The sequence below is a fragment of the Halalkalicoccus paucihalophilus genome, assembly GCF_001593955.1.
Taxonomy (GTDB): Archaea; Halobacteriota; Halobacteria; order Halobacteriales; family Halalkalicoccaceae; genus Halalkalicoccus; species Halalkalicoccus paucihalophilus.
Genome location: NZ_LTAZ01000001.1, coordinates 184,542 through 206,058, shown reverse-complemented (window position 1 = coordinate 206,058; position 21,517 = coordinate 184,542). Strand labels below are relative to the sequence as shown.

Annotated in this window: 28 protein-coding genes; 13 read left to right on the top strand and 15 right to left on the bottom strand. The window is 65.9% G+C overall.

Going from position 1 to position 21,517, the window contains the following annotated elements; genetic code table 11:
* Positions 1–86: 86 nt before the first annotated feature.
* Entirely contained in the window at positions 87–1,412 is a 1,326-nt protein-coding gene (locus tag HAPAU_RS01075; RefSeq protein ID WP_066378457.1) for a TIGR00341 family protein, read from the bottom strand.
* Positions 1,413–1,513: 101 nt separating this feature from the next.
* On the opposite strand from HAPAU_RS01075, the gene engB reads away from it, so the two are divergent.
* Positions 1,514–2,131 carry a GTP-binding protein EngB gene (engB, locus tag HAPAU_RS01070; RefSeq protein WP_066378456.1) on the top strand — a complete coding sequence of 206 codons (618 nt, stop codon included), beginning with the start codon at positions 1,514–1,516 and terminating at the stop codon, positions 2,129–2,131.
* Between the two features lie 55 nt (positions 2,132–2,186).
* Positions 2,187–2,492 (top strand): hypothetical protein, encoded by a 306-nt coding sequence (locus HAPAU_RS01065; protein ID WP_066378455.1) that lies wholly within the window; start codon positions 2,187–2,189, stop codon positions 2,490–2,492.
* 16 nt (positions 2,493–2,508) lie between these two features.
* Here HAPAU_RS01065 and ddh read toward each other — a convergent pair whose 3' ends face one another.
* A complete protein-coding gene (ddh, locus tag HAPAU_RS01060) occupies positions 2,509–3,432 on the bottom strand; it encodes a D-2-hydroxyacid dehydrogenase (RefSeq protein ID WP_066378454.1) in 924 nt (307 codons plus the stop codon).
* Between the two features lie 116 nt (positions 3,433–3,548).
* Positions 3,549–4,760: an initiation factor 2B-like protein gene (locus tag HAPAU_RS01055; protein ID WP_066378452.1), complete on the bottom strand. Its 1,212-nt coding sequence runs from the start codon at positions 4,758–4,760 to the stop codon at positions 3,549–3,551.
* Positions 4,761–4,870: 110 nt separating this feature from the next.
* On the opposite strand from HAPAU_RS01055, the gene HAPAU_RS01050 reads away from it, so the two are divergent.
* The 3 genes from HAPAU_RS01050 to HAPAU_RS01040 all read left to right on the top strand — a co-directional run bounded on the left by HAPAU_RS01050 (position 4,871) and on the right by HAPAU_RS01040 (position 7,979).
* Positions 4,871–6,154, top strand: a complete 1,284-nt coding sequence (locus HAPAU_RS01050) for a polysaccharide deacetylase family protein (protein WP_066378446.1) — start codon at positions 4,871–4,873, stop codon at positions 6,152–6,154.
* 84 nt (positions 6,155–6,238) lie between these two features.
* Complete coding sequence (locus HAPAU_RS01045) at positions 6,239–6,985, top strand: coenzyme F420-0:L-glutamate ligase (RefSeq protein ID WP_066378444.1); 747 nt, start codon at positions 6,239–6,241, stop codon at positions 6,983–6,985.
* On the top strand, positions 6,978–7,979 hold the full coding sequence (locus HAPAU_RS01040) for a 5,10-methylenetetrahydromethanopterin reductase (RefSeq protein WP_066378442.1): 1,002 nt from the start codon (positions 6,978–6,980) through the stop codon (positions 7,977–7,979). Before HAPAU_RS01045 ends, HAPAU_RS01040 begins: the two co-directional genes overlap by 8 nt.
* Here the strand turns inward: HAPAU_RS01040 and HAPAU_RS01035 are convergent.
* Positions 7,930–8,139: a hypothetical protein gene (locus HAPAU_RS01035; protein WP_066378440.1), complete on the bottom strand. Its 210-nt coding sequence runs from the start codon at positions 8,137–8,139 to the stop codon at positions 7,930–7,932. The genes HAPAU_RS01040 and HAPAU_RS01035 overlap by 50 nt on opposite strands.
* Positions 8,140–8,339: 200 nt before the next feature.
* Between HAPAU_RS01035 and yciH the strand changes: the two genes are divergently transcribed.
* The gene (gene yciH, locus HAPAU_RS01030; RefSeq protein ID WP_008415996.1) at positions 8,340–8,633 is read left to right on the top strand and encodes a stress response translation initiation inhibitor YciH; all 294 of its coding nucleotides are present in this window, start codon (positions 8,340–8,342) and stop codon (positions 8,631–8,633) included.
* 43 nt (positions 8,634–8,676) lie between these two features.
* Here the strand turns inward: yciH and HAPAU_RS01025 are convergent, their stop codons facing one another.
* From HAPAU_RS01025 to HAPAU_RS01000, 6 genes are all read right to left on the bottom strand, one after another.
* Positions 8,677–9,039, bottom strand: a complete 363-nt coding sequence (locus HAPAU_RS01025) for a rhodanese-like domain-containing protein (RefSeq protein ID WP_066378438.1) — start codon at positions 9,037–9,039, stop codon at positions 8,677–8,679.
* A gap of 32 nt (positions 9,040–9,071) precedes the next feature.
* Positions 9,072–9,617 carry an NUDIX hydrolase gene (locus tag HAPAU_RS01020; RefSeq protein WP_066378436.1) on the bottom strand — a complete coding sequence of 182 codons (546 nt, stop codon included), beginning with the start codon at positions 9,615–9,617 and terminating at the stop codon, positions 9,072–9,074.
* 87 nt (positions 9,618–9,704) lie between these two features.
* On the bottom strand, positions 9,705–10,115 hold the full coding sequence (locus HAPAU_RS01015; protein WP_066379365.1) for a DUF5809 family protein: 411 nt from the start codon (positions 10,113–10,115) through the stop codon (positions 9,705–9,707).
* Between the two features lie 25 nt (positions 10,116–10,140).
* Positions 10,141–10,503: a DUF5810 domain-containing protein gene (locus tag HAPAU_RS01010; protein ID WP_066378434.1), complete on the bottom strand. Its 363-nt coding sequence runs from the start codon at positions 10,501–10,503 to the stop codon at positions 10,141–10,143.
* Between the two features lie 31 nt (positions 10,504–10,534).
* Positions 10,535–10,990, bottom strand: coding sequence for a ribosomal protein S18-alanine N-acetyltransferase (rimI, locus tag HAPAU_RS01005; RefSeq protein WP_066378432.1), 456 nt, complete (start codon positions 10,988–10,990; stop codon positions 10,535–10,537).
* Between the two features lie 66 nt (positions 10,991–11,056).
* Positions 11,057–13,036 carry an aconitate hydratase gene (locus tag HAPAU_RS01000; protein WP_066378429.1) on the bottom strand — a complete coding sequence of 660 codons (1,980 nt, stop codon included), beginning with the start codon at positions 13,034–13,036 and terminating at the stop codon, positions 11,057–11,059.
* A 145-nt stretch (positions 13,037–13,181) separates the two neighbouring features.
* Here HAPAU_RS01000 and HAPAU_RS00995 point away from each other — a divergent pair, with 145 nt between their 5' ends.
* Entirely contained in the window at positions 13,182–13,676 is a 495-nt protein-coding gene (locus HAPAU_RS00995; RefSeq protein WP_066378428.1) for a deoxyuridine 5'-triphosphate nucleotidohydrolase, read from the top strand.
* Here the strand turns inward: HAPAU_RS00995 and HAPAU_RS00990 are convergent.
* A complete protein-coding gene (locus tag HAPAU_RS00990) occupies positions 13,673–14,404 on the bottom strand; it encodes a glycosyltransferase family 2 protein (RefSeq protein WP_066378426.1) in 732 nt (243 codons plus the stop codon). The genes HAPAU_RS00995 and HAPAU_RS00990 overlap by 4 nt on opposite strands.
* An 89-nt stretch (positions 14,405–14,493) precedes the next feature.
* Here HAPAU_RS00990 and HAPAU_RS00985 point away from each other — a divergent pair, with 89 nt between their 5' ends.
* From HAPAU_RS00985 to HAPAU_RS00975, 4 genes are all read left to right on the top strand, one after another.
* Positions 14,494–15,051 carry a hypothetical protein gene (locus tag HAPAU_RS00985; RefSeq protein ID WP_066378424.1) on the top strand — a complete coding sequence of 186 codons (558 nt, stop codon included), beginning with the start codon at positions 14,494–14,496 and terminating at the stop codon, positions 15,049–15,051.
* 32 nt (positions 15,052–15,083) lie between these two features.
* Positions 15,084–15,239 (top strand): hypothetical protein, encoded by a 156-nt coding sequence (locus HAPAU_RS21470; protein ID WP_169802600.1) that lies wholly within the window; start codon positions 15,084–15,086, stop codon positions 15,237–15,239.
* A complete protein-coding gene (gene corA, locus HAPAU_RS00980; protein WP_066378422.1) occupies positions 15,236–16,186 on the top strand; it encodes a magnesium/cobalt transporter CorA in 951 nt (316 codons plus the stop codon). The genes HAPAU_RS21470 and corA overlap by 4 nt, the downstream gene beginning before the upstream one ends.
* Before the next feature lie 172 nt (positions 16,187–16,358).
* The gene (locus HAPAU_RS00975; RefSeq protein ID WP_066378419.1) at positions 16,359–17,105 is read left to right on the top strand and encodes a CehA/McbA family metallohydrolase; all 747 of its coding nucleotides are present in this window, start codon (positions 16,359–16,361) and stop codon (positions 17,103–17,105) included.
* Between the two features lie 28 nt (positions 17,106–17,133).
* Here HAPAU_RS00975 and HAPAU_RS00970 read toward each other — a convergent pair whose 3' ends face one another.
* The 3 genes from HAPAU_RS00970 to HAPAU_RS00960 all read right to left on the bottom strand — a co-directional run bounded on the left by HAPAU_RS00970 (position 17,134) and on the right by HAPAU_RS00960 (position 19,578).
* A complete protein-coding gene (locus tag HAPAU_RS00970) occupies positions 17,134–17,826 on the bottom strand; it encodes a carbonic anhydrase (RefSeq protein ID WP_066378416.1) in 693 nt (230 codons plus the stop codon).
* A gap of 31 nt (positions 17,827–17,857) precedes the next feature.
* Positions 17,858–18,532 carry a type I 3-dehydroquinate dehydratase gene (locus HAPAU_RS00965; protein ID WP_066378414.1) on the bottom strand — a complete coding sequence of 225 codons (675 nt, stop codon included), beginning with the start codon at positions 18,530–18,532 and terminating at the stop codon, positions 17,858–17,860.
* 83 nt (positions 18,533–18,615) lie between these two features.
* Positions 18,616–19,578, bottom strand: coding sequence for a transcription initiation factor IIB (locus HAPAU_RS00960; protein ID WP_066378411.1), 963 nt, complete (start codon positions 19,576–19,578; stop codon positions 18,616–18,618).
* A 228-nt stretch (positions 19,579–19,806) separates the two neighbouring features.
* Between HAPAU_RS00960 and HAPAU_RS22130 the strand changes: the two genes are divergently transcribed.
* Positions 19,807–20,478, top strand: coding sequence for a DUF84 family protein (locus HAPAU_RS22130; protein WP_066378409.1), 672 nt, complete (start codon positions 19,807–19,809; stop codon positions 20,476–20,478).
* Between the two features lie 127 nt (positions 20,479–20,605).
* Positions 20,606–20,842 carry a DUF7123 family protein gene (locus tag HAPAU_RS00950; RefSeq protein WP_066378402.1) on the top strand — a complete coding sequence of 79 codons (237 nt, stop codon included), beginning with the start codon at positions 20,606–20,608 and terminating at the stop codon, positions 20,840–20,842.
* A 51-nt stretch (positions 20,843–20,893) separates the two neighbouring features.
* Here the strand turns inward: HAPAU_RS00950 and HAPAU_RS00945 are convergent, their stop codons facing one another.
* The gene (locus HAPAU_RS00945) at positions 20,894–21,505 is read right to left on the bottom strand and encodes a winged helix-turn-helix transcriptional regulator (RefSeq protein WP_066378399.1); all 612 of its coding nucleotides are present in this window, start codon (positions 21,503–21,505) and stop codon (positions 20,894–20,896) included.
* Positions 21,506–21,517: the final 12 nt, after the last annotated feature.

Below are 21,517 nucleotides of genomic sequence, written 5' to 3'. Positions count from 1 at the left end.
GCAACAGATCGATCGCGTCGAGGCGGACTCGCTCGAGGACGTGCAAGCCGAACGGGGCGACGAGTGAGTGGCGCCCGTCGAGCCGACTAGCCGCTTCGCCGCTCGACCTCGACGAAGCGGACCTCGACGGTCACCTCGTGCTGGAGGCCCTCGTTGATCCGTTCTGCAAGGGCGTCAGCCAGCGCCGCCCGATCGGGATTGCCCTCGTAACCGACGGTGACCGTCACCTGCGTGATCTGCTGGTTGATACCCACGATGGTCCCCTGTTCGTAGGTGACTCCTTGGCCGGTCGAGGACTCGATCTCGAGCAGGGTGAACTGCTCGTACTGGGTCTCCTCGAGCGTGGCCTGAACGTCGTTTCTGATCTCCTGTTGGGCAACGGAGGTCTGGTACGTCGAGAGGGTGACGCTCCCGAGAAAGACCGAGAGGACGATGACGACCGCCGCGAAGACCGCGACGTTGCGAAGCATCTTGCGGTGGGCGTCGTCGGTTTCGAACCAGTTGCGGGGCCGGTAGCCGGTGTACCACAGCGTTGCCACGCCCGCGAGGTTGACTGAGACGGCGTTGACGAGCACGAGCACGGTCGCCCCGATGGTCTCCATGACCAGCCCCCACGCGATGGCGATGCCGGCCGCGGCGGCGGGCGGGATCAACGCCGCGGCGATCATCACGCCCACGAGCGCGACCGAGATGCCCGTCGAGAGCGCGAGCACGCCAGCGACGCCCGCCCCGAGCGCGACGGCCAACAGGAGCAGATCGGGGGTGAAGCGCTCGCTGATCTCGCCGATCGAGGCGAGTTCGATCCCCGGCGGGACGATGTTCACGGTCTTGAGCAGCCACGCGAAGACCGCAGCCCCGACGATCGCGAGCCCGAGCCCGAACGCCTGGTACTTGATTCCGTTCCAGAACATCTCGTCGTCGTCGGTGACGGTGCCGACGCTGGCGGCCAGCGCGGGGCCGATCAGCGGCGCGATTACCATCGACCCGACCACGACGGCCGGCGAGTCGAGCAACAGGCCGGCGGTCGCGACGATCGCGCTGATGAGCGTCATCGTCACGTAGACCGGGAACGTCGGCGTCATCTCGTCGGCCTCGGTGTGGAGTTCCTGTCTGGAGATGCGCTCCTCGTCAGTGTCGTCGGTCGAGTATTGCTCCTTCAGATCCTCGAACTGCCGCGAGACGACCGTCTGGGCGTCGACGACGACCGTATAGGACTGCTCCTCGAGGCCGAGTTCCTGGAGTTCGTCGAGGATCGGTTCGACGGCGTTGTCGGGCAGCGGGAAGTAGACCACGCCGGTGTACTCCCGACCGCTCGTCTCGTCGGTCACCACGTAGTCGATCCCTTCGTCGTCGAGCGTCCCCAACACCGTCTCTCGCTTGCCCGCCGGGATCGTGACCTGTACCAATCGCACACCTCCGATTATGGCGGGGTATGCAAATACCCCTCGCATGGATCGCGAGTGTTCGACGCTCCATCCGACAGTGTAAACCCGCCCCGACGGGTAGCCAAGCCATGTTCGAGGGGCGACCCGATAGGGGTGCAGAGATCGTCTTCGTCGGCCGGTCGAACGTCGGCAAGTCGACGCTGATGCGCGAATTCACCGGCCACACCTTCACGACGGGAAAGAAACCCGGCGTGACCCGCTCGCCCAATCACTACGACTGGGCGGGTGCGGACTTCACGTTCACCGACCTGCCGGGCTTCGGCTTCATGGAAGGCGTCGACGAGGAGGCCCGCGAAGCGATCAAAGACGATATCGTCCGGTATATCGAGGACCATAGCGAGGAGATCCTCGTCGGCGTGCTCGTCGTCGACGGCAAGGCAGTCATCGACATCATCGACCGCCACGAGTCGCGCGGCGAGATCCCCCACGACGTGGAGATGTTTCACTTCCTGCGGGAGGTCGGGATCCCCACCGTGGTCGCGGTCAACAAGATGGACAAGGTCGAGGAACGGGACGACCGGCTGGACGCCCTCTGTGATCGGCTGGGCCTGCCGGGGCCGTGGCAGCAGTGGCGCGACACCATCGCACCGATCTCGGCGAAACGCGGGCAGACAGCGCCCCTGCGGGAGGCGCTCGAAACCCAACTGCGCGAACAGCACCGCGACGACCTCCTGCAGTTCATCTGAGCGGCTTGCGAACGCCGGCTCAACCCACTTCCGAGCCCCGACGTGACGCCGTCCCATGGTCATGCACACGTACACCTTCCACGTCGAGGAAAGCGAGACCGGGGACGGACTCGACGTCGACGTCTACGACGAGGACGGCACGATCGAGGCCTCGACCTGGATCGGCTACGAGGACTACCGCGTGACCGCCGGCGACGGAGACACGGAAACCAGCGAGACGACGTTCAGCGCCGACGTGATGACCCTCGACCTGCAGGTCGAGCGCGACGACGGCGGCTTTCTCGTCCGGGTGCTCGGGGACGCAGAGACCCTCGCGAGCGAGCGGATCGCAGACGAGGAGTGGGGACTCTCCGCGGAGTGACCCACGGCCGACGCCCTCAGACGACCCGGTTTTCGAACTCCTCGCCCGCCGCGTTCCGATCCAGATTCCCCCGGACGAGCCCCGCGATGGCCTCGTAGTACCCGCGCGTGTAGGCCGCGGCGTGGGGCGTGACGAGCACTTCCTCCATCTCCCAGAGCGGCGAGTCCTTGGGGAGCGGTTCCTCGGCGAAGACGTCCAGCGCCGCCCCACGGATCTCGCCGTCTTCGAGGGCCGAAACGAGGGCGTCCTGATCGACGACCGATCCACGGGAAACGTTGATCAGGTGGCTTCCCTCGTCCATCGTGGCGAGTTCGGTCCTGCCGATCAATTCTTCGGTTTCCTCGGTCAGCGGGACCGCAAGCGCGACGAAGCGCGCCTCCGAGATCGCCTCGTGGAGCTCGTCGCTCGTGTAGACCCGCTCGACGCCCTCGACGGGCTCGCCGCTCCGGCGTACCCCCGTTACCTCCATTCCCAGCGCGTTCGCCCGCGTCGCGATCCCCCGTCCGAGCGTCCCGAGGCCGACGACACAGACCGACTCGCCCGCGAGGGTAAACGGGACGTCCCAGTCGGGGCGATTCCACTCCGTTCGCTCCTGCTGACGGGCGTACTGGCCGAGTCGACGGGCCACCGAAAGCATGTATCCCAGCACCGTCTCGCCGACGCTCTCGCCGTGGATTCCCGTGCTGTTGGTGAGGACGATCCCCCGATCCTCGAGTTCCTCCAACGGAAAGCGGTCGTAGCCCGCCTGGATCGAGTGGATCCACTCGCACTCGAGAAATCCCTCTTCGTAGGCGAACGTGACGACCGCATCGCAATCGCGGGCTCCCTCATCGTCGACGACCGACACCGCCGGAGCGGTGTCGGCCAGTGCGTCGCGAAGCTGTTCGGGCGGGAAGACGGCACTCACCGAATCGTGGATCCCCAACTGGTCTATCTGCATACGGGTGCTATCGCTCACTCGGGGGGATTGAACCTTCCGAGAACGCGACGGCTCGGGGAAGTCCCTCGTCACACGGGGCTCGGTGGGGGTAACCCTCGTCACTGCCGTCACCCTCCCTATCCCGTCGAGCCGTTTGGCTCTTTCCACCGCCACCGGCGGGCGTGCTCTGTTGCCCGCTGTGCGATCCCCGTGGTGTCCAACACGCCCTCCTCGGTGATCACACCCGTGATGAGTTCGGGCGGTGTGCGGTCGAACAGCGGGCAGTCGACGGCTACGCGCTCGTCGTCGGTGAGGACCCCGCGGTCGATCGATTCCAGGATCGGATCCGACGAGGGACTGATCTTGTCCACTGCCGCGACCGCGTAGGCGGGAACCCCCTCGTGGGCGGCCGCGACCGCCGCCGTCCGGGTGCCGACCTTGTTGATCACGCTCCCGTCGGCGAGGACGGTGTCCGCACCCACGAGGACGATATCGACCCGATCCATGATGTGCGAGACGGCGGCGTCAAGCGTCACCGTCACGTCGAGCGCGTCGGCAAGCCCCTCCGCGACATGGAGGCCCTCCCGATCCGGTCGCGATTCGAGGACGATCAGTTGATCGAGGTCGGCGACCGAAAGCGCCTCCTCGACCGTCCCCGACCGCGAGAGGGTCAGTACCGCCCCGTCGAGCCGCTTTGCGGCGCGCGCGGCCGTTCGCCCGTCTGCGGCCAGCGCCCGGTCGATACCCTCTCGGGCCGCCCGTTCGAGCGCCGCGGCGTTTTCGGCCCCGCTCGCCCCGGCCATCGCCCGGTTGACCCGGTTTTCCAGCGCGGCCATACTTGGGCGTGCCTCCAGGAGCGCACTCGCACGCTCGACGAGATCCGACCAGTCGGCCCCCTCGCCCGCCTGGTCGCGCAACACCTCCAAGGCGCGAACCGAGACGTACGCCGAGCCGTGCGTGCGGTCCTCGCGGACGCTTCCGACGGTGGGAGAGACCGCCCTGTAGGCGCGCCAGAGCCCGTCTCTCGTCTCGCGGCGGCGGATCTCCGTCGCGTGGACCCACTCGGATTCGGTCCCTTCGCTGGTTTCGTTCGATTCGCACTCGAAGAGGTACGGATGGAGCCGCGATTCCCCGGCTGTCACCGGATCCCCGACCCGAACGAGCGTCGCGTCGCCGGTCGCCCACTCTCGTTGGATCCCGTATGCGACGCCGTCGGCCGAGGACTCACCCTCTACGGTCCCCGAGGGCACTTCCCAGCGTCCGCTGTTCGCGTTCGTGTTCGCCTCCCGGCGACACAGGAGGACCTCTCCACCCGCCCGCAAGAAACCGACCACCACGTCTCCGACCATACCCCGACTCGGGCGTGAGTGGCCTTCAGTTCTCGCTACTCGTATCCTAATTCGGTTGTTTAAAACATAGTTAATTATATGTATCTTGAACGTATAGATAGGGTGACAACATGACCAAGCAACACCGCCGAACGTTCCTCACGACCGTTGGACTGGGCTCCGCCGCGCTGGCGGGCTGTATCGGATCGCTCGATACCGACGGCGATGGGAACGGTGACGGCAACGACAACGACGATACGACCGACCCGAACGGAACCGACGGGTCGAACGGCACGCCCCGAGAGGTTACGGCACCCGCGATCGCCGAGGGCGAGTCGATCGACGACTTCGAGGAGATCGAGTGGCATCCGCTCTACGATCACACGACCGTCGAGGCGAGCGACGAGTCGCTCGTCGGGGACGGAGCGATGGCCGTCGAGGCCGACACGACCGAGTCGATCGGTGCCTACCGCGTCTTCCCCGACGGCCTCGACGTCGAGGGCAAGGACCTCTCGGTCGCCGTCAAGATCGAATCGCCCCCGCCCGCCCGCGTCGTCCTCGAGGCGCGCGCGCCCGGCCGGAGCGATCAGCTGACGAGCGCCCGGTCGATCCCCAGCGAGTTCACTGGCTGGTTCCGCATGGAGGCCGGCTGGACGGGCAAGCGCGGCGAGCCGAACCTCGGAAACGTCCGGGAGCTTCGCCTCTACGTCCAGCCCCACAGCGACACCAACCCTACCACCCGCTTCCTGGTCGACGACCTGCGTGCGACCGAACGTGGCGATCAGGGCTACGTCGTCCTCACGTTCGACGACGCGGTTCAGAGCCAGTATACGACCGCCATGCCGATGCTCGAGGAGCGCGGCTGGCCCGGCGTCGCGGCGGTCATCCCCGACTCGATCAACCAGCCCGACCGCCTGACCGTCGACCAGTGTCGCGAGATGCGAAGCGCCGGCTGGGACATCGCCGCCCACCCGCATACGGCACTGCCGGAGATGGAGTCCCACGACGAGCGTGTGGGGTATCTCGAGGACGCACGCGACTACATCGCCAACCGGATCGACGAGGACGGCGCGAACCACTACTTCGCGCCGTACAACCGGATGGACGCCGACTCGCTCGAGGCCGTCCGCGAGGTGTTCGATCACTCGTACATCCACGGCGGCCAGCCCAACATCGCCCCGCCGACCGACGGCCACATGGTCTCGCGGGTCAACGGCTACGCCCTCGACGAGGTCTCCGACCTGCTCGATCTGGCGGCCGAGTACAACCAGGCGGTCGTCACCCTCGTTCACGGGATCGGCGACACCACGAGCGACCTCAACGACATCTCCGAGGCGGACTTCGAGACGCTGCTGAACGAGATCGAGTCGCGCGACCTCGAGGTCGTCACCGCCTCCGAACTCGCGAACGTCTGAACGGCTCCCCCTGCCCCCGCTTCGGCCCTCACCCATCCTCGCCGGTGTCGGCGACCTTTTTAGCCGTCCGCTCCGACTCCGGGTATGCAGCTTCACCCCGTCCCCGGGCTCCCCGAAATCGGCCCCGGCGACGACCTCGCCTCGCTCGTCGCCGAGCGGGTCGACCTCGATTCCGGCATCCTCTGTCTCGCGAGCACCGTCGTCTCGAAGGCCGAAGGCCGGATCGCCGCCCTCGACGAGTTTCCGGCCGGCCCGCGCGCCCGCGAGATCGCCGCTCGTCTCGAGGAGCGTACCGACGAGGAGAAGGACCCCCGCTTCGCACAGGCCGTCCTTGAGGAGAGCACCGACCTCCTCATGGAGTCCCCGTTCTTGCTCACCGAAACCCGCTTCGGCCATATCTGTGTCAACGCCGGGATCGACCGCTCGAACACCGGCGGCGAGGACCTCCTCCTGTTGCCGAAACACCCCTCCGAGAGCGCAGCGCGGGTGAGCGAGGCCCTCTCGGTCCCCGTGATCGTCACCGACACCTGCGGGCGACCGTTTCGCCACGGCCAGCGCGGGGTCGCGATCGGCTGGGCGGGAACCCCCGCGAGCCGGGACTGGCGCGGCGAGAGCGACCGGGACGGGCGGGAACTCGGGGTAACAGTGGAGAACGTGATCGACGAACTCGCGGCCGCGGCGAACCTCGTTGCGGGCGAGGGCGACGGTGGGGTACCCGCCGTGGTCGTCGAGGACTTCGAGTTCGGGGAGATGGACGGCAGCGACGAACACTTTCGCGACGTCGAGGACGACTACGTCCGTCAGGCCCTTCGGGGGTGGAGTTATGAGTAAGCGCACGCCGACGAAGGGCATCGAGATCACGCCCGAACACCCCGTCGAGCGCGTCGGCGAGTTCGGTGCGCTCGCCGAGGACGCGGGCTTTACCACCGCCTTCGCGAGCTGTCACTACAACAACCGCGACCCGTTCGCCGCCCTCTCGGAGATCGCTCGCCGGACCGATTCCATCGAACTGGGCCCGGGCGTCGTAAACCCCTACGAGATCCATCCCGTAACGTTGGCCTCGCGGGTCGCGACGCTCGACGAGACAAGCGACGGCCGAGCCGTATTCGGGATCGGCGCGGGCGACGCCTCGACGCTCTCGAACCTCGGCCACGAACGCGACCGGCCGCTCCGGCGGGTGCTCGAATCGTTCAAGATCGCCCAGGACCTCTGGGCCGGCGAGCGCGTCACCCACGAGGGGACCTTCACGGCGGTCGACGCTGGATTGAACTACGATGTCGGGGAGATCCCGGTCTACGTCGGCGCACAGGGGCCACACATGATCCGCATGAGCGCGAAACACGCCGACGGCGTCCTGCTGAACGCCGCCCATCCCGACGACTTCGAGTGGGCCACAGAACAGGTCGAAATCGGACTGGAGGACCGATCCGACTCCCGTGGCGAGTTCGACTTCGCGGCCTTCGCGAGCGTCAGCGTCGCCGAGGACGGTGACGAGGCGCGCGAGGCCGCCCGGCCCCCCGTCGCCTTTATCGCCGCCGGGGCGGCCCCGCCGGTGCTGGACCGCCACGACCTCGACGGGGAACTCGCCGAGGAGATCGGCGAGCGGATCGGAACAGGGGCGTTCTCGGAGGCGTTCTCGCTCGTCTCCGAGGAAATGATCGACGCGTTCTGTATCGCGGGCACACCGGAGACGGTCGAACGGCGGGTTCGGGCGATCACCCGCTACGCCGACGGGTTCGTCGCCGGATCGCCGCTCGGGCCCGACATCGAGTCGGCTATCGCTCTTGCGGGGGCGGCGATCGACCGAGGCCATCGGGGACGATAGAATCGAGGATCCCGCCGATGGCGAGCACGCCGAACACCACGGAGGGAGCAACGACGAACAGGAAGCCAAACAGCATGATCACGACGTTGATCGGATCGCCCAGTGCGACGTCGCTGAAATACCCTACCAGATCGATCGCGTCCTGAATCGGGGTGACCATATCGGCGGTTCGTTCGGGTGGTACTTGTGTGTGCTGTTCTCCCACGCGACCACCCGGTTCGGGGGCGGGTCGGACGATCCCTCCTCACTCGTCCGATCGGTCCGAGCACCGGCCGTGGGGGGTGGCGGGCCTCCTTCGAACGCGCCACGGTCGAATGCCCCGACAGTGTTTAATAGGTCGATTTCGTACGTCCGACTGTAATGTCGGAAGTCTGCTCGACGTGTGGACTGCCCCAGGAACTCTGCGTCTGCGAGGACGTCGCAAAAGAGTCCCAGCAGGTCAACATCCGCATCGACGAGCGCCGCTACGGGAAAGAGGTAACGATCATCGAAGGACTCGATCCGCGCGACGTCGACTTGAGCAGTCTCTCGTCGGACCTCAAATCGAAGTTCGCCTGTGGGGGGACCGTCGAGGACGGCTCCATCGAGCTTCAGGGCAACCACAGCGGTCGCGTCGAGGATTTCCTCCGCGATAAGGGCTACTCGGTCGCCTGACCCGATTCGTCACTCCCGCCGTTTCGGATCGCCGTCTGACCGATCAGAACGGTGCGTCCGTTCCGGTTTCAGCTTTTTCCGCCGACTCGAGCGCGTAGTCGCGGCTCCAGGCATCGATTCCGCCTTCGAGGCTCCGGACATCCCCGGTCGTCCCCTCGTACGAATCGATGATCCGAACGGCCTGCAGGCTGGCCTTCCCGTGTGGGCAGACGGTGACGATCCGCTCTGCGCCCGCCAGTTCCTCGATCTCCCGAGGGAGTTCCTGAAACGGGACATTCTCGCTGCCGGGGATCGATCCGCGTTCGAAGGCGGCGGGCGAGCGGATGTCAACGATTCGGACCTCTTTGCCGCTCTCTAAGAGTCCGTTGAGTTCCACGGGCGTGATCTCGTCGTCTCGGTCGCTCATACCCCCGGTAACGACTCGGTGCGAATAAACCCCTAGAGAAGCCCCTCTTCGCGAGCGAGCAACAGGCCTTCGAGGGTCGCGTCGTTGGTCGGCTCCGTACGGGCGCGTGCGAGCGCCTCCTCGACCGGGATGGGTTTCACCAACAGGAACTCGTTGTCGTCGAGTTCCTGCTCGACGGGGCTGAGCCCCTCCGCGAAGACGATCCCCCGCTCGTGGCGCATCGCTCCCGTCGCGACCCACATCCGCTGGAGCAGTGAGACGCAATCGGCCCCAAAGCCCGTCTCCTCCCTGAGTTCGCGTGCGCCCGCCTCGCTGAACGACTCGCCCGCCTCGACGATTCCGGCGGGAAGTTCGAGGTGGGTCTGGCCGATCGCGGGGCGGTACTGCTCGACGAACAGCACCTCCTCGCCCGTCGAGGCGACCACGACGGCGGCGGGCGCGAGGTCGGCCCAGTAATATCGCTTCGTCGAGCCGTCCGGCTGTTCGACCAGGTCGTACCCGCCGGTATACCAGCCGGTCTCGTACTCGGTGACGGATTCGAGGACCTCCCATGCGGCGTCCCTCTCGGACTCGCTCATGGCTCCCGTGTGGGCTCCACCCGATAAAGCGTCCCGTTTCGATCGAGGTGGATAACGCCCAAGAGACGGTTCGGAGGCTGGTCTCGGTCACTCGAGGACGGGCTGGTACAGCCGTCCGAATGCCTGCCGTCTGAGGGTGCCGTGGGCGGCCTCGGGTTCGTGCTGGTAGGTGGCGGCGACCGCCTCCCCGTCGAAGGCGTGCCAGACGACCCGGTCGACGTTCTCGCTTCCCATCACGTCGACCGCTCCCTCGTACCCCTCGCGCCACTCCTCGAACTCCTCGCGCGAGCCGTCGGACACTTCGAGCAAGGAGGCGAACAGCGCGTCGCGGGCGGTCTCGACCACCTCGCTCGTCACCCGGTCGTGATACTCCTCGCGGTCGAACTCCATCGCCTTTGCGATCTCGCGGGTCACGACCTGTGCACACGGCCCTATCGACTCGTACAGCTCTCGGGCCTCTTCGGGCGAATCGGGTGCGAACCGGCCGTCCGTCTCGATCATACCCGTCGTTTCCCGGCGGGCCTTATTCCTCCTCGGATTCGTACATCTCGCGGGTCATCGCCTCGGCTTCGGCGAGGATCTCGCCCGTCTCGCCGCCCATCGCCTGTCTGCCCCGCTGGGCGGGGATCGCGTTTTCGAGGCGTCCCGGGTCGCCGTGGTCGTGTCCCGTCGTGTCCTCGAAGACCGCCTCGAACTCCTCTTCGGGTGCGAACGCCGATGCCCGCTCGCCGAGGTCCCCGGGACCCATCCCCTCCCAGTCGGGGACGTGTTCGTCGAGCCATTCCTCGTGGTCCTCGTTGCCGAGCATGGCGGCAAAGGCGAGGTGGTTCGCGAGATGCATCTCGTCCTGCTGTGGGATCTCACAGACCGGACAGGCGTAGCCCATATCCGTGGTACGAACCCGACGGATAACGGCCTTACGCCTCGAGTGACCGGATCATCACGAGTGCGGGTTCGCCGTCGGCGTAGTATCGCGGGACCCGCCGTCTGCGTTCGAACCCGAATGCCCGGTAGAGCGAGAGTGCGGGTTCGTTGTCCTCCCGGACCTCGAGTTTGACCCAGTCGACGCCCTGACGGGCAAGCGCCGAGAGCGCCTGTGAAAGCAGGCGCGTCGCGATTCCTTCCCCCCGTCGGGTTGGGGAGACGGCCAGGTCCTTGACGTGACCGATCGCCCGACCGTGATTGGGGACGCTGTCGGCGACGATGTAGCCGACGACGTCGTCGGAAAACGCCACCAGAAACCCGGGCTCGCCGAGAAACCCCTCGAACGCCGAGAACGGCCACGGCTGTGGGAACGACGCTTTCTCGATCCGATAGACCGAGAGGAGGTCGGCCTGCGTGGCCGGTCTGAGTTCGACGGCGTCCGTGTTCACAGAGACAGTACGGGCTCCGTCGTCAAAACACTACACCATCCGAAAAATCGGCTGAAACGGTTCGGCTCAGTCGTCGGCCGGGCTCGCGCCGCCCAGACCGCCCTCTTCGGCCTGTTGTTTCGTGTACGAGAGCTTACCGCCGGCGACCACGATGTCGCGCTCGCGCTCGGAAGCGTCGAGGCGGGCGGTCGCCTCCCAGTCGTCGTTCACGCGGATGGTGAACTCGTTCTGGCCGGAGGCGATGCCCTCTTGGACGTCGTCGACGACCTCGATGTCGTCGCCCTGCTCGATCTTCTCGTAGGTCTCCTCGTCGATCGTGTAGGGCACGATCCCGAAGTTGAACAGGTTCGCCTTGTGGATGCGCGCGAAGCTCTCGGCGAAGACCGCCTCGATACCGAGGTACATCGGACAGAGCGCGGCGTGTTCACGCGAGGAGCCCTGCCCGTAGTTCTCGCCGGCGACGAGCACGCCGCCGTCTGCAGCCTGTGCGCGCTCAGGGAAGGTGTCGTCAACACGGGAAAGGGTGAACTCCGAGATCTTCGGGATGTTCGAGCGGTACATCAGGATGTCGCTGGAGGCGGGCACGATGTGGTCGGTCGTGATGTTGTCCTCCATCTTCAGCAGCGCCTCGCCCTGGATGTGGGCGTCGAGCGGGTCCTTGAGGGGGACGTCGGCGATGTTCGGGCCCTTGATGAGCTCGTCGTCGACGGCGTCCTCCGGCGGGATGAGGTCGGCCTTCGAACCCGTGTACTCCTCGGGCATCTCGAAGCCGGGGTCCTCGAGATCGCCGAGTTCGTCGGCCAGATCGCGCGGGTCGACGATTTCGCCTTTGATGGCCGCCGCGGTGGCGACCTCGGGCGAACAGAGGTAGACCGAGTCGTCCTCGATGCCCGAGCGGCCCTCGAAGTTGCGGTTGAACGTTCTGAGCGAGACCGAATCGCTGCCGGGGACGTGGCCGATACCGATACACGGCCCACAGGTCGCCTCCGAGACGTTGACACCGGCGGCCATCAGTTCGGCCGTCCAGCCCTCGCGGGCGAGCATCTCCGAGGCTTGCTTCGAGGCGGGTGCGACGATCATGTCGGTCTTCTTGTCGATCGTGCGCCCCTCGAGCATCTTCGCGGTCGGCAGGACGTCCTCGTAGGCGCCGTTGGTACACGAGCCGATGATGACCTGATCGACCTCGGTACCCGCGACGTCCCGCACGGGGACGACGTTGTCGGGCATCGACGGCTGGGCGATCAGCGGTTCGAGATCCGAGAGGTCGACGACGATTTCGTCGTCGTACTCGGCGTCCTCGTCGGGACCGATCTCGACGTACTCCTCGCCACGTCCGAGGCTTTCGAGGAACTCCTCGGTGCGCTCGTCGGTCGGGAAGATCGAGGTGGTCGCCCCGAGTTCGGTGCCCATGTTCGTGATGGTCGTGCGCTCGGGTGCCGAGAGCGTCTCGACGCCCGGACCGGTGTACTCGAGCACCTTGCCCACGCCGCCCTTCACCGAGAGGCGTCGCAGCATCTCGAGGATGACGTCCTTCGCGGTCGCCCACTCGGGAAGCTCGCCCTCGAGTCGGACGTTGACGACCTCGGGCATCTCGATGTAGTACGCCCCGCCGCCCATCGCGACGGCGATGTCGAGGCCACCGGCGCCGATCGCGAGTTCGCCGAGTCCGCCGGGCGTCGGAGTGTGTGAGTCACTGCCCAGAAGGGTCTTGCCGGGTGCGGCGTAGTTCTCCTTGTGGACGTTGTGGCAGATGCCGTTGCCGGGTCGCGAGAAGTGCGCGCCGAACGTGCCCGCTGCGCTCCTGAGAAAGCGGTGGTCGTCGGTGTTCTTAAAGTCGAACTGGTAGGTCTGGTGGTCGCAGTACTGGGCGGCGATCTCTGTCTGGACCTCGTCCAGATCGAGCGCCTCGAACTGCAGCCAGACCATCGTGCCCGTCGTGTCCTGGGTGAGCACCTGGTCGATCTCGATCCCGATCTCCTCGCCGGTTTCGAGCTCCCCGTCGAGGAGATGGTCCTCGAGGATCTTCTCCGTTAGCGTCTGTCCCATATCAACCGAAGGTCGGCCGTCCACGGATATAAATCCCGCGTGTTCCTGTACCGATAATCGTTGTAAATCGACCGCCGAGAGGGCAATTATTGCACGAACTTCGGCGGTTCGTCAGGGGTTTATCCACGGGTGGAAAACGGACGCTATGTACCGCGACGGAGCCTACGTCTCAGAGCACGTCAGGCCGACGACGCACGCACAGATCCAACCCAACGGTGTCGATCTGACGCTGGATGCGATCTTCGAGCCGCTCGAACCCGGCCGAATCACGCGAAACGACACGGAGATCGGAAAACGCCAGCGCGTCGCGAGCGCCGAACTCGACCGCAAAGTCCCCGAAACGTACTACCTCGAACCCGGTGGCTACGTCGTGCGCTACGACGAGGTGGTGGAGATCCCCGAGGGCCACGTCGGCTTCGTCTACCCGCGCTCCTCGCTCATGCGAAACGGCTGTATGCTCGATACCGCGGTGTGGGACGCCGGCTACGAGGGCCGCGGTGAGGGGCTCTTGGAAGTCCACCACGACATCGAACTCGAACGCGGCGCGCGAATCGCCCAACTCGTGTTCGCGGAGGCCGACCATGAGGGGACCTACGAGGGGACCTATCAGGGCGAGAACTACGAGACGCCGCGGGACTAGTCCCGACGGAGCCTCTCGCGATACCGCCGGACCGACTCGTAGGGGCTGATCACGTTCCAGTTCACCCCTCCTTCCTTTTCTTCGAGGAAGAACAGCTGTTCTAAGGTGCGCGCGCTCTGGGCGGAGACGGCTTCACGCGCGAAGACCATCCGCCCGTCGAGTCGGCGGGGAAACAGGAGCTGTTCCTCGATCATCACGCGAAACAAGGCGTTGCCGTCGGCTGCGAGTCGGTATCCGCCCGCCGCGAAGTAGTCCTCCGTCCGGATCGCCCGGTTCGACCCGCTGACCCAGTCGAGTCCGACGAGAGGGAGGCCGTACTGTAGGGCGAGCCGTATCGAGGCGTCGATGTTCGCCTGTTTCTCGCCCTCGACGGGGCCGTACGTCAGCGAGACGCCCGGCTCGAAGGGGGCGAGCAGTTCGGTCAGGAACGCCGGCGGGTAGTAGCTATCGGCGTCGACGGCGACGCAGACCTCGCCGTCGGCGAGTTCGAACCCACGGTGGCGCGCTTTCAGGATGCCCCGCTCGACGAAATCGACGCAATCGACGACGGGGTGGTCCTGTGCGATCTCGACGGTGTCGTCGTCGCTGTACGAATCGAGGACGAGGACTTCGAAGTCGTACGTTGGAGGGGCGGCGTCGATGGAGGCGGCGATCGAGTCCAGACAGTCACCGATCCGCTGCTGTTCGTTCAAGCTCGGAAGCGCGACGGTGACGAGCGTGCTACTCATGGAGGAGTGGCGTGGGTGTGTGTTCGCAGGCTACCTGATTTATCACTTGTGGCGAGATGTTTAGATACCTTCGCCCGAGTAGGGCACATATGGACGGCCCTCTCGTTTTCGCCTCCGTTACATCTCTCGATCGCGTCGTCGCGTTTGCGGAGGCGCTCATCGCGATCGCGACCGGCTGGCCCGGTCTGGCGATCGTCTTCGTCTACTCGTTCGTCCTCGGCTTTGCCGTCGTGCCGCTCCCGAGCGAACTCGTCCTGTTTGCGCCGCTCGATCTCGGCTTCTCCCAGACCGCGAGACTCGCGCTGATCGTGATCATCAGCGGGCTCGGAAAGGCCGTCGGCAGCGTCCTCGTCCTTTGGGTCAGCGTCTCGATCCGCGAGACGGACCCTGTCAAAGAAGCGATCGAGAACTCGCGGTTCGGGTTCCACGAGTGGTCACGGAAGGCCTCGATCCGGATGGCCCGGCGGTACGGCTATCTGGGAATGGCGCTCCTCCTATCGGTCCCCTTCTTCCCCGATACCGCCTCCGTCTACGCGTTTTCGATCCTCGAGGACGACTACCTGAAGTTCTCCCTCGCGGCATTCGTCGGTAGCGTCGGCCGACTGCTCGTGGTCGCGCTGTTCCTCGAGGGCACGATCGGGCTCTGAACGCTTTTGGACCCGGCCCGTGATGGAGCCACATGGCTCGCACACTGAGTATCGGCTTGCTCCTGACGGCGGGCGGGCTCGTCGGCTATCTGGCCGGCGTCGCGACACCGTATCCCGGTCGGTCGCTCTCGCTGACCGTCGTCATGGTCGGGATCACGATCGCCGCGGTCGGGGTCGGCGAGGCATGATCCAGTCGATCGCCGTCGATTCCCGTCCGGAGTCGGTCACCGCGGCCCGCGAAGTCGAGGGACCGGTCTGGGTGCGCGTGACCGACGCCACCGACGGGGAACTCGACCGGGTCGCCGATACCTTCGGGATCCACCCGCTCGCCGTCGAGGACCTCTCGGGCGTGATCCGTCCCAAAACCGAGGAGTATCCCGACTACACGTTCGTGCTGCTGAAGATCGCCGAACTCGCCGTCGGTGAGACCTCCTTCGAGGAGGAACTGCTCTCGGACCCGCTGGGGATCTGTATCGGCGACGACTGGCTCGTGACGTTCTCGTTTACGACGACCGACGCCTGCGAGCGGGCGTGGCGCGCGGTCGGGCGCGACGAGCGGTTGCTTGCGCGCGGACCGGACTTCGTCGCCTCCCGAATCGTCGACGGCGTCACCGACGAGTACCTCGAGACCCTCGACTCGCTCGAAGCGAGGATAGAGGACGTCGAAGACCTCGTCATGACCTCGACCGACATCGAGACCTTAGAGCGGCTCAACAGCCTCCGGCGCGAACTGCTGGGCTTTCGAAAGATCATCTGGCCGACCCGCGAGGCCGTGGGCGAGCTTGCGCGCGGCGATCCGGATCATATCGCCCCGGAGACGGAGAAGTACTTCCGGGACGTCTACGACCGTCTCGTGCATCTGGTCGAACTCACCGAGACCTACCGCGATCTGGTCGGCGGGGCCCGAGACATCTACCTGAACACGATCTCACAGTCGACCAACGAGGTGATGAAACGACTCACGGTCGTCGCGACGATCGTTCTCCCCCTGACGTTCGTCGCCGGGGTCTACGGCATGAACTTCGAGGTGATGCCCGAACTGGGCTGGGCGGGAGGCTACTTCGCCGTCATGCTCGGAATGGCCGGCATCACGCTCGTCCTCGTCGGCTACTTCCGCCAACAGAACTACCTGTAGCGACCCGGCCGCCCCGTCCCCCGGTTTCTCGTCTCGGTCCGCGCTCGACGGGATCGCCCTGTCCCGTGTCCACACCGCACGTTCTCACAGAAGGGTTTAACTTTGTTTCCGACATATAGACGCCAGATACCGCGAGATCACGGTCGGTGTCCGCCACCTGTCGCCCACCACTATGTCTACGAACATCACTATCTCGGTCGATCCACACGTCCACTCCGACGGCTCGTACGACGGTCACGAGCCGGTGGAACTCATCCTCGAACACGCCGCCGACATCGGGCTCGATGGCGTGGTCATCACCGACCACGACGAGATCGAGGAGTCGCTCCGTGCGGCCGAACTCGCGCCCCAGTACGGGCTGATCGGCATCCCCGGCGTCGAGGTCTCGACCGCCCACGGCCACCTGCTCGCGATCGGCGTCGAGGCGCTCCCCGATCCGGGCCAGCCCTTCCGTGAGACGGTCGCGGCGGTCCGCGATATGGGTGGCGTCGCCGCGATCCCCCACCCGTTCCAGCGCTCCCGTCACGGCGTCCGAAAACGCCGTATCGACGACTGCGACGCCGTCGAGGTGTACAACTCGATGCTCTTTACCGGCTACCGGAACCGTCGGGCCAGGGCGTTCGCCGAACGCTACGAGTATCCGAAACTCGGCGCGAGCGATGCCCACTACCTGCCGAACGTCGGGCGGGCGTACACCGAGATCACCATCGAAACCGACCGAGGGTCGACGGCGGCGGACATCACCCACGACACCGTGATCGACGCCCTCGCAGAGGGCGCGACCCGCATCCAGGGCAAGCGCACGCCGATCCACAAGAGCACCGTCCAATACGCCAAGGGCGCGGCCCGCAAGTCCTCGTATCTGGTCACCTCACGGATGCCTGTCGTCCCCACGGTCCCCGCGTCGATGGACCGCTGAGGGGACGTCTCGGTCGCCTCCCGGCCGCTTACAGCAGGCTCCGGACGTGGTCGTGGTACGCCTCGGGGACCGCCTCTCGTAGCCGTTTGGGAGCACTCTCGCCGTCGACGCTCACGAGGTAGGTGCGACCGGGGACCGAACCGTACACCTCCTGAAAGTCGTAGACGAAGCCGTAGACCCGCTCGTCGGCCGGGACCTCCGGTGCGTCAGCGAGGAACTCGACCTGACGGCGGACGTTGTACTCGACGAGTCGGTTGATCGCCACCGCCTCGTCCGTATTCGAGTCGACGACTCCCTCCTCGAACGCCTCCTCGACGACCGGGACGAGCAGTCCGACCTGTTTTTCGATTCCCGCGGGCTCGTCGCCCGCTTCCCCACGAACGGCCTCGTAGGCCGCCGTTACGGCCCCACAGCCGGTGTGACCGACGACCGCCGTCGTTCCCGTCTCGGTGTGGGCGATCGGATACAGCACCGAGCCATCGACCACGAGGTTCTCCCCATCTCGCTCCCACACCCGGTTGCCGATGTTGCTCGGAGTGAAATGCCAGCCCGGTTCCTCCGTGTGCCACATTCCCTCCTGAGACACTCTGGAGTCCGAACAGCATATCGAGACGACCGCGGGCCGCTGGCCGTCCTGAACGTCGTCGAAGTGGCCCTCCGGAAGCGAGTCGGCGTGCGTTCGGTTCCGTTCGAGCAGCGATTCGAGCGAAGCACTCGGCATGGGATCCCGTTCATCCACGACGGACAAAGAGCTACCGCAACTGCTCGACCAGCTCCCGAAGCGTCGCGAGATCGTACTGGCCCGGTGCGGTCGCGTTCGCGGGATCGACCGGCGCGTAGCCGATTCGCGAGCCGTAGATCGGTGCGACCGCCCGCGAGTGGCGCCCCACCTCCCCCATCGCCATCGTCGCCACTCGGTTCCCGTCGCTCGCCAGTTCATCGGTGGTCGAGAGCAGCGCGAGGACGTCGCTCGGCGTCCCGGCGGTGATCGCGAGCTTACCGATATTGCCGTGTTCGGTCGCCCGTTCGAGCGTTTCCCGCATCTCGTCGGGATCCGGCGCCCCCTCGAAGTCGTGGGCCGAAGCGATCACGCTCGTTCCGTGGTCGCGGGCGTGGGCCGCGGCCTCCTCGCCCGCGTCGGATTCGAGTGCGGCGAGTTCGATATCGACCGCGCCCACGCTGTTGAACTCCGCCGCCCGAGCCAGATCGTCGAGTCGGTTCTCGTCCGTGGCCTCTCCCCCCTCCCAGTCGGCGCGGTTGGTCACGATCAGCGGTAGCTCGCCGGTGTAGGAGGCGAGTGCGGTGAGCGGATCGCCCGCGAAATCCATGCGGAACTCGATACAGTCGGCGTGTTCGCGGGCACGTGGCTCCTCCCCGAGCTCCGCCGTCGAGGCGGCCAGCACGAACGAATCGAAATCGAGGCTCATACGCGGTAGAGAAACCGGTCGGCCGTTATACTGTCGGTGATAAGCCGTCCGACAGGACCGCCGTCGCGAAACCGAAAACCGCTCTATGCGACGCCGACGCTCTCCTCGGCCTCCAACAGCTCGTGATACCGGTTGCGGATGGTGACCTCCGAAATGTCCGCCACCTCGCTGACGGCCGCCTGCGTGGTCTTCTCGTTGGTCAGCAGGGCGGCGGCGTAGACCGCTGCAGCGGCGAGTCCAACGGGCGATTTACCCGAGTGGACGCCCTTTTCCTTCGCGTTGCGAAGCAACTGGCGCGCGCGGTGTTCGGCCTCGTCCGAGAGTTCAAGCCCCGAGGCGAAGCGGGGGACGTAGCTCTCGGGGTCGGCGGGCTTGACCTCCAGTCCGAGTTCCCGAACCACGTAGCGATACGTGCGTGCGACCTCGCTCTTCTCGACGCGGGAGACCTCGCTGATCTCGTCGAGGCTCCGGGGAACGCCGGCCTGTCGTGCGGCGGCGTAGACGCTCGCGGTGGCGACACCCTCGATGCTTCGTCCGGGTAGCAGGTCCTCGTTGAGTGCCCGGCGGTAGATCACCGAGGCGGTCTCACGGACGTTATCGGGCAGGCCGAGCGCGCTGGCCATGCGGTCGATCTCGCCGAGTGCCTGTTTGAGGTTGCGCTCCTTCGAATCGCGCGTGCGGAAACGCTCGTTCCACTTGCGGAGGCGCTGCATCTTCTGGCGCTGGCGGCTGCCCAGCGAGTTGCCGTAGGCGTCCTTGTTGCGCCAGTCGATGTTGGTCGAGAGCCCCTTGTCGTGCATCGTGTTCGTCGTCGGGGCGCCCACTCGCGATTTCTGGTCCTTCTCGCGCGAGTCGAACGCGCGCCACTCGGGGCCACGGTCGACCGAGTCCTCGGCGACGACGAGCCCGCAGTCCGCACAGACCGTCTCGCCGTGTTCGTCGTCGCTGATGAGGTGGCCGCCACACTCCGGACAGCTGTAGTCCTCGCGTTCTCGCTCCTGTTCCTCTTCGGTTTCGCGCGTTCGTTCGCGGATGTTCTCGCTCATGTGTTGTGAGAGGGCGGGGGCTGGCCGGGCAGGGATACCTGAAAAATCCCGGTCGTTCTCGTTGAGATGTGGTAAGTCCGAAACTTACTTAGGTGTTTTGATATCGATATCTCGAGAGCCACGACACCCGGCTGTACGGTCCGTTGGCGGTTTGTAACGAACGATTTTATGAGTCGTATCCGGGTGCGGGAACGGAAGAGGGAACCCCGCTCGCACCGAGTGGGTGGCATGGACGTTGCCGTCGGCAGCGAAAACCCGGTCAAACGGCGTGCGGTCGAACAGGTCTTCGAATCCGCGACAGTCGAGACACGGGCGGTGGAGTCGGGCGTCAGCGAACAACCGGTCGGTCACACGGAAACGATCGCCGGCGCGAGAACCCGCGCACGTGAATCGTTCGGCACCGATGTGGCGTTCGGCGTCGGCCTTGAAGGAGGGGTCGCGGAGTTCACCTCGTCCGCCGAACGACCCACGAACGGCGTTGAGGACGACGAGTTCAACCGGGTCGACGGCCTCTTTTTGATCATGTGGGCGGCAGTCACCGACGGCAAACGCATCGAGATCGGTGCCGGCCCGTCCGTTCGCCTGCCCGATTCGATCGCCCGCGAAGTGGTATCGGGTGCCGAGCTCGGGCCGCTCCTCGACGAGCGACTCGAAACCAACGATAGCGCCTCGGTTGGCGGTCGAATGGGGTCCGATAGTATCGCTGAACGGAGTTCAGCTGACAATCAGACACAGTCTGATAGTATCACCGAGTCGAACTCGGTTAACAGTCGGATTGGATCCGACAGTATCGCTCGCGGGCAGGGCGCTATCGGCGTGTTCACCGGGGGTCGGATCACCCGTGAGGGGGCGCTTGCGGACGCGGTCGCCTGTGCGGCCAGTCACCTCCTCGACGATTAAGGAACCATACCAACCGACCCATCCTCGGGGACCCGGGCTCCCTACTATCGAGACGGAACCGCACGCCTGCGTCGGGTTAACCAGCCGTACCAAACCCGCTAAAGGTGAGAGGTGCGTATCCGTTTCCATGAGCACGACCGCGACCGTGAGTAGCTTGAACGAGAAACAGGAGCGGATCCTCCAGTACCTCCGCGACCACGCGGACACCCAGACCTACTTCAAATCCCGACTCATCGCGGAGGACCTCGGACTCACGGCCAAAGAGGTCGGCACGAACATGAGCACGCTCCAGTCCGGCGAGTTCGGTCTCAACGTCGAGAAATGGGGCTACTCCTCGAGTACGACCTGGATGATCAGCCAGTAACTCGTTCGCGGGCGAGTCTTCCCGTTTCGCCGGTGGCGATGGCACGTCCTTCTATGGGTCGTACCGGATCAGTTCGTCGGCCCGGCTCGCGAAACGCACCGTTCGCTCGTCGAACGAATCCGCGTACCGAACCAGAAGCGAGATGAGCGTCTCGGGGCGCTCGATCGCGTAGCCCTCGTTTCGAGCGAGCAGTCCCGCCTCCTCGAGATCCGCAGCCGTGTTGCTCACGGTCGCCGTCGAGACGTCGAGTCGCTCGGCGATCGCACTCCCCGTCGTCGTCGGCTCGGAAAGCAGCGCGATCAGCATGCCCCGCGGGGTCTCACGCCGGAGGTAGCCGAGCGCTCGGCGCTCGAACGCCGAGAACCGTCCCTCGGGAAAATATCGGCGGTACTCCCCGTCCATGTGGCTCTCGATCGCCCCCGCGTCGACCAGTCGACGGAGGTGGTGTTGGGTTTCGCCCGTTCCGAGCGAGAGGTCGTCGCGGATCTTCGAGAAGTGTGCGCCGGGCGTCGAGGAGACGTAGCCTGCGATCGCAGAGCGGGCGTCGCTCTCGGAACTCGAACCGACGAACGCCGCGAGCGGGCTCGCCGCTCCCAGCGCGGCGAATCGCCGCAACGTCGTCCGTTTGTCCCGATCGACGGGCTCTCGCCCCGGCTCGGCCATACTACCGTCATA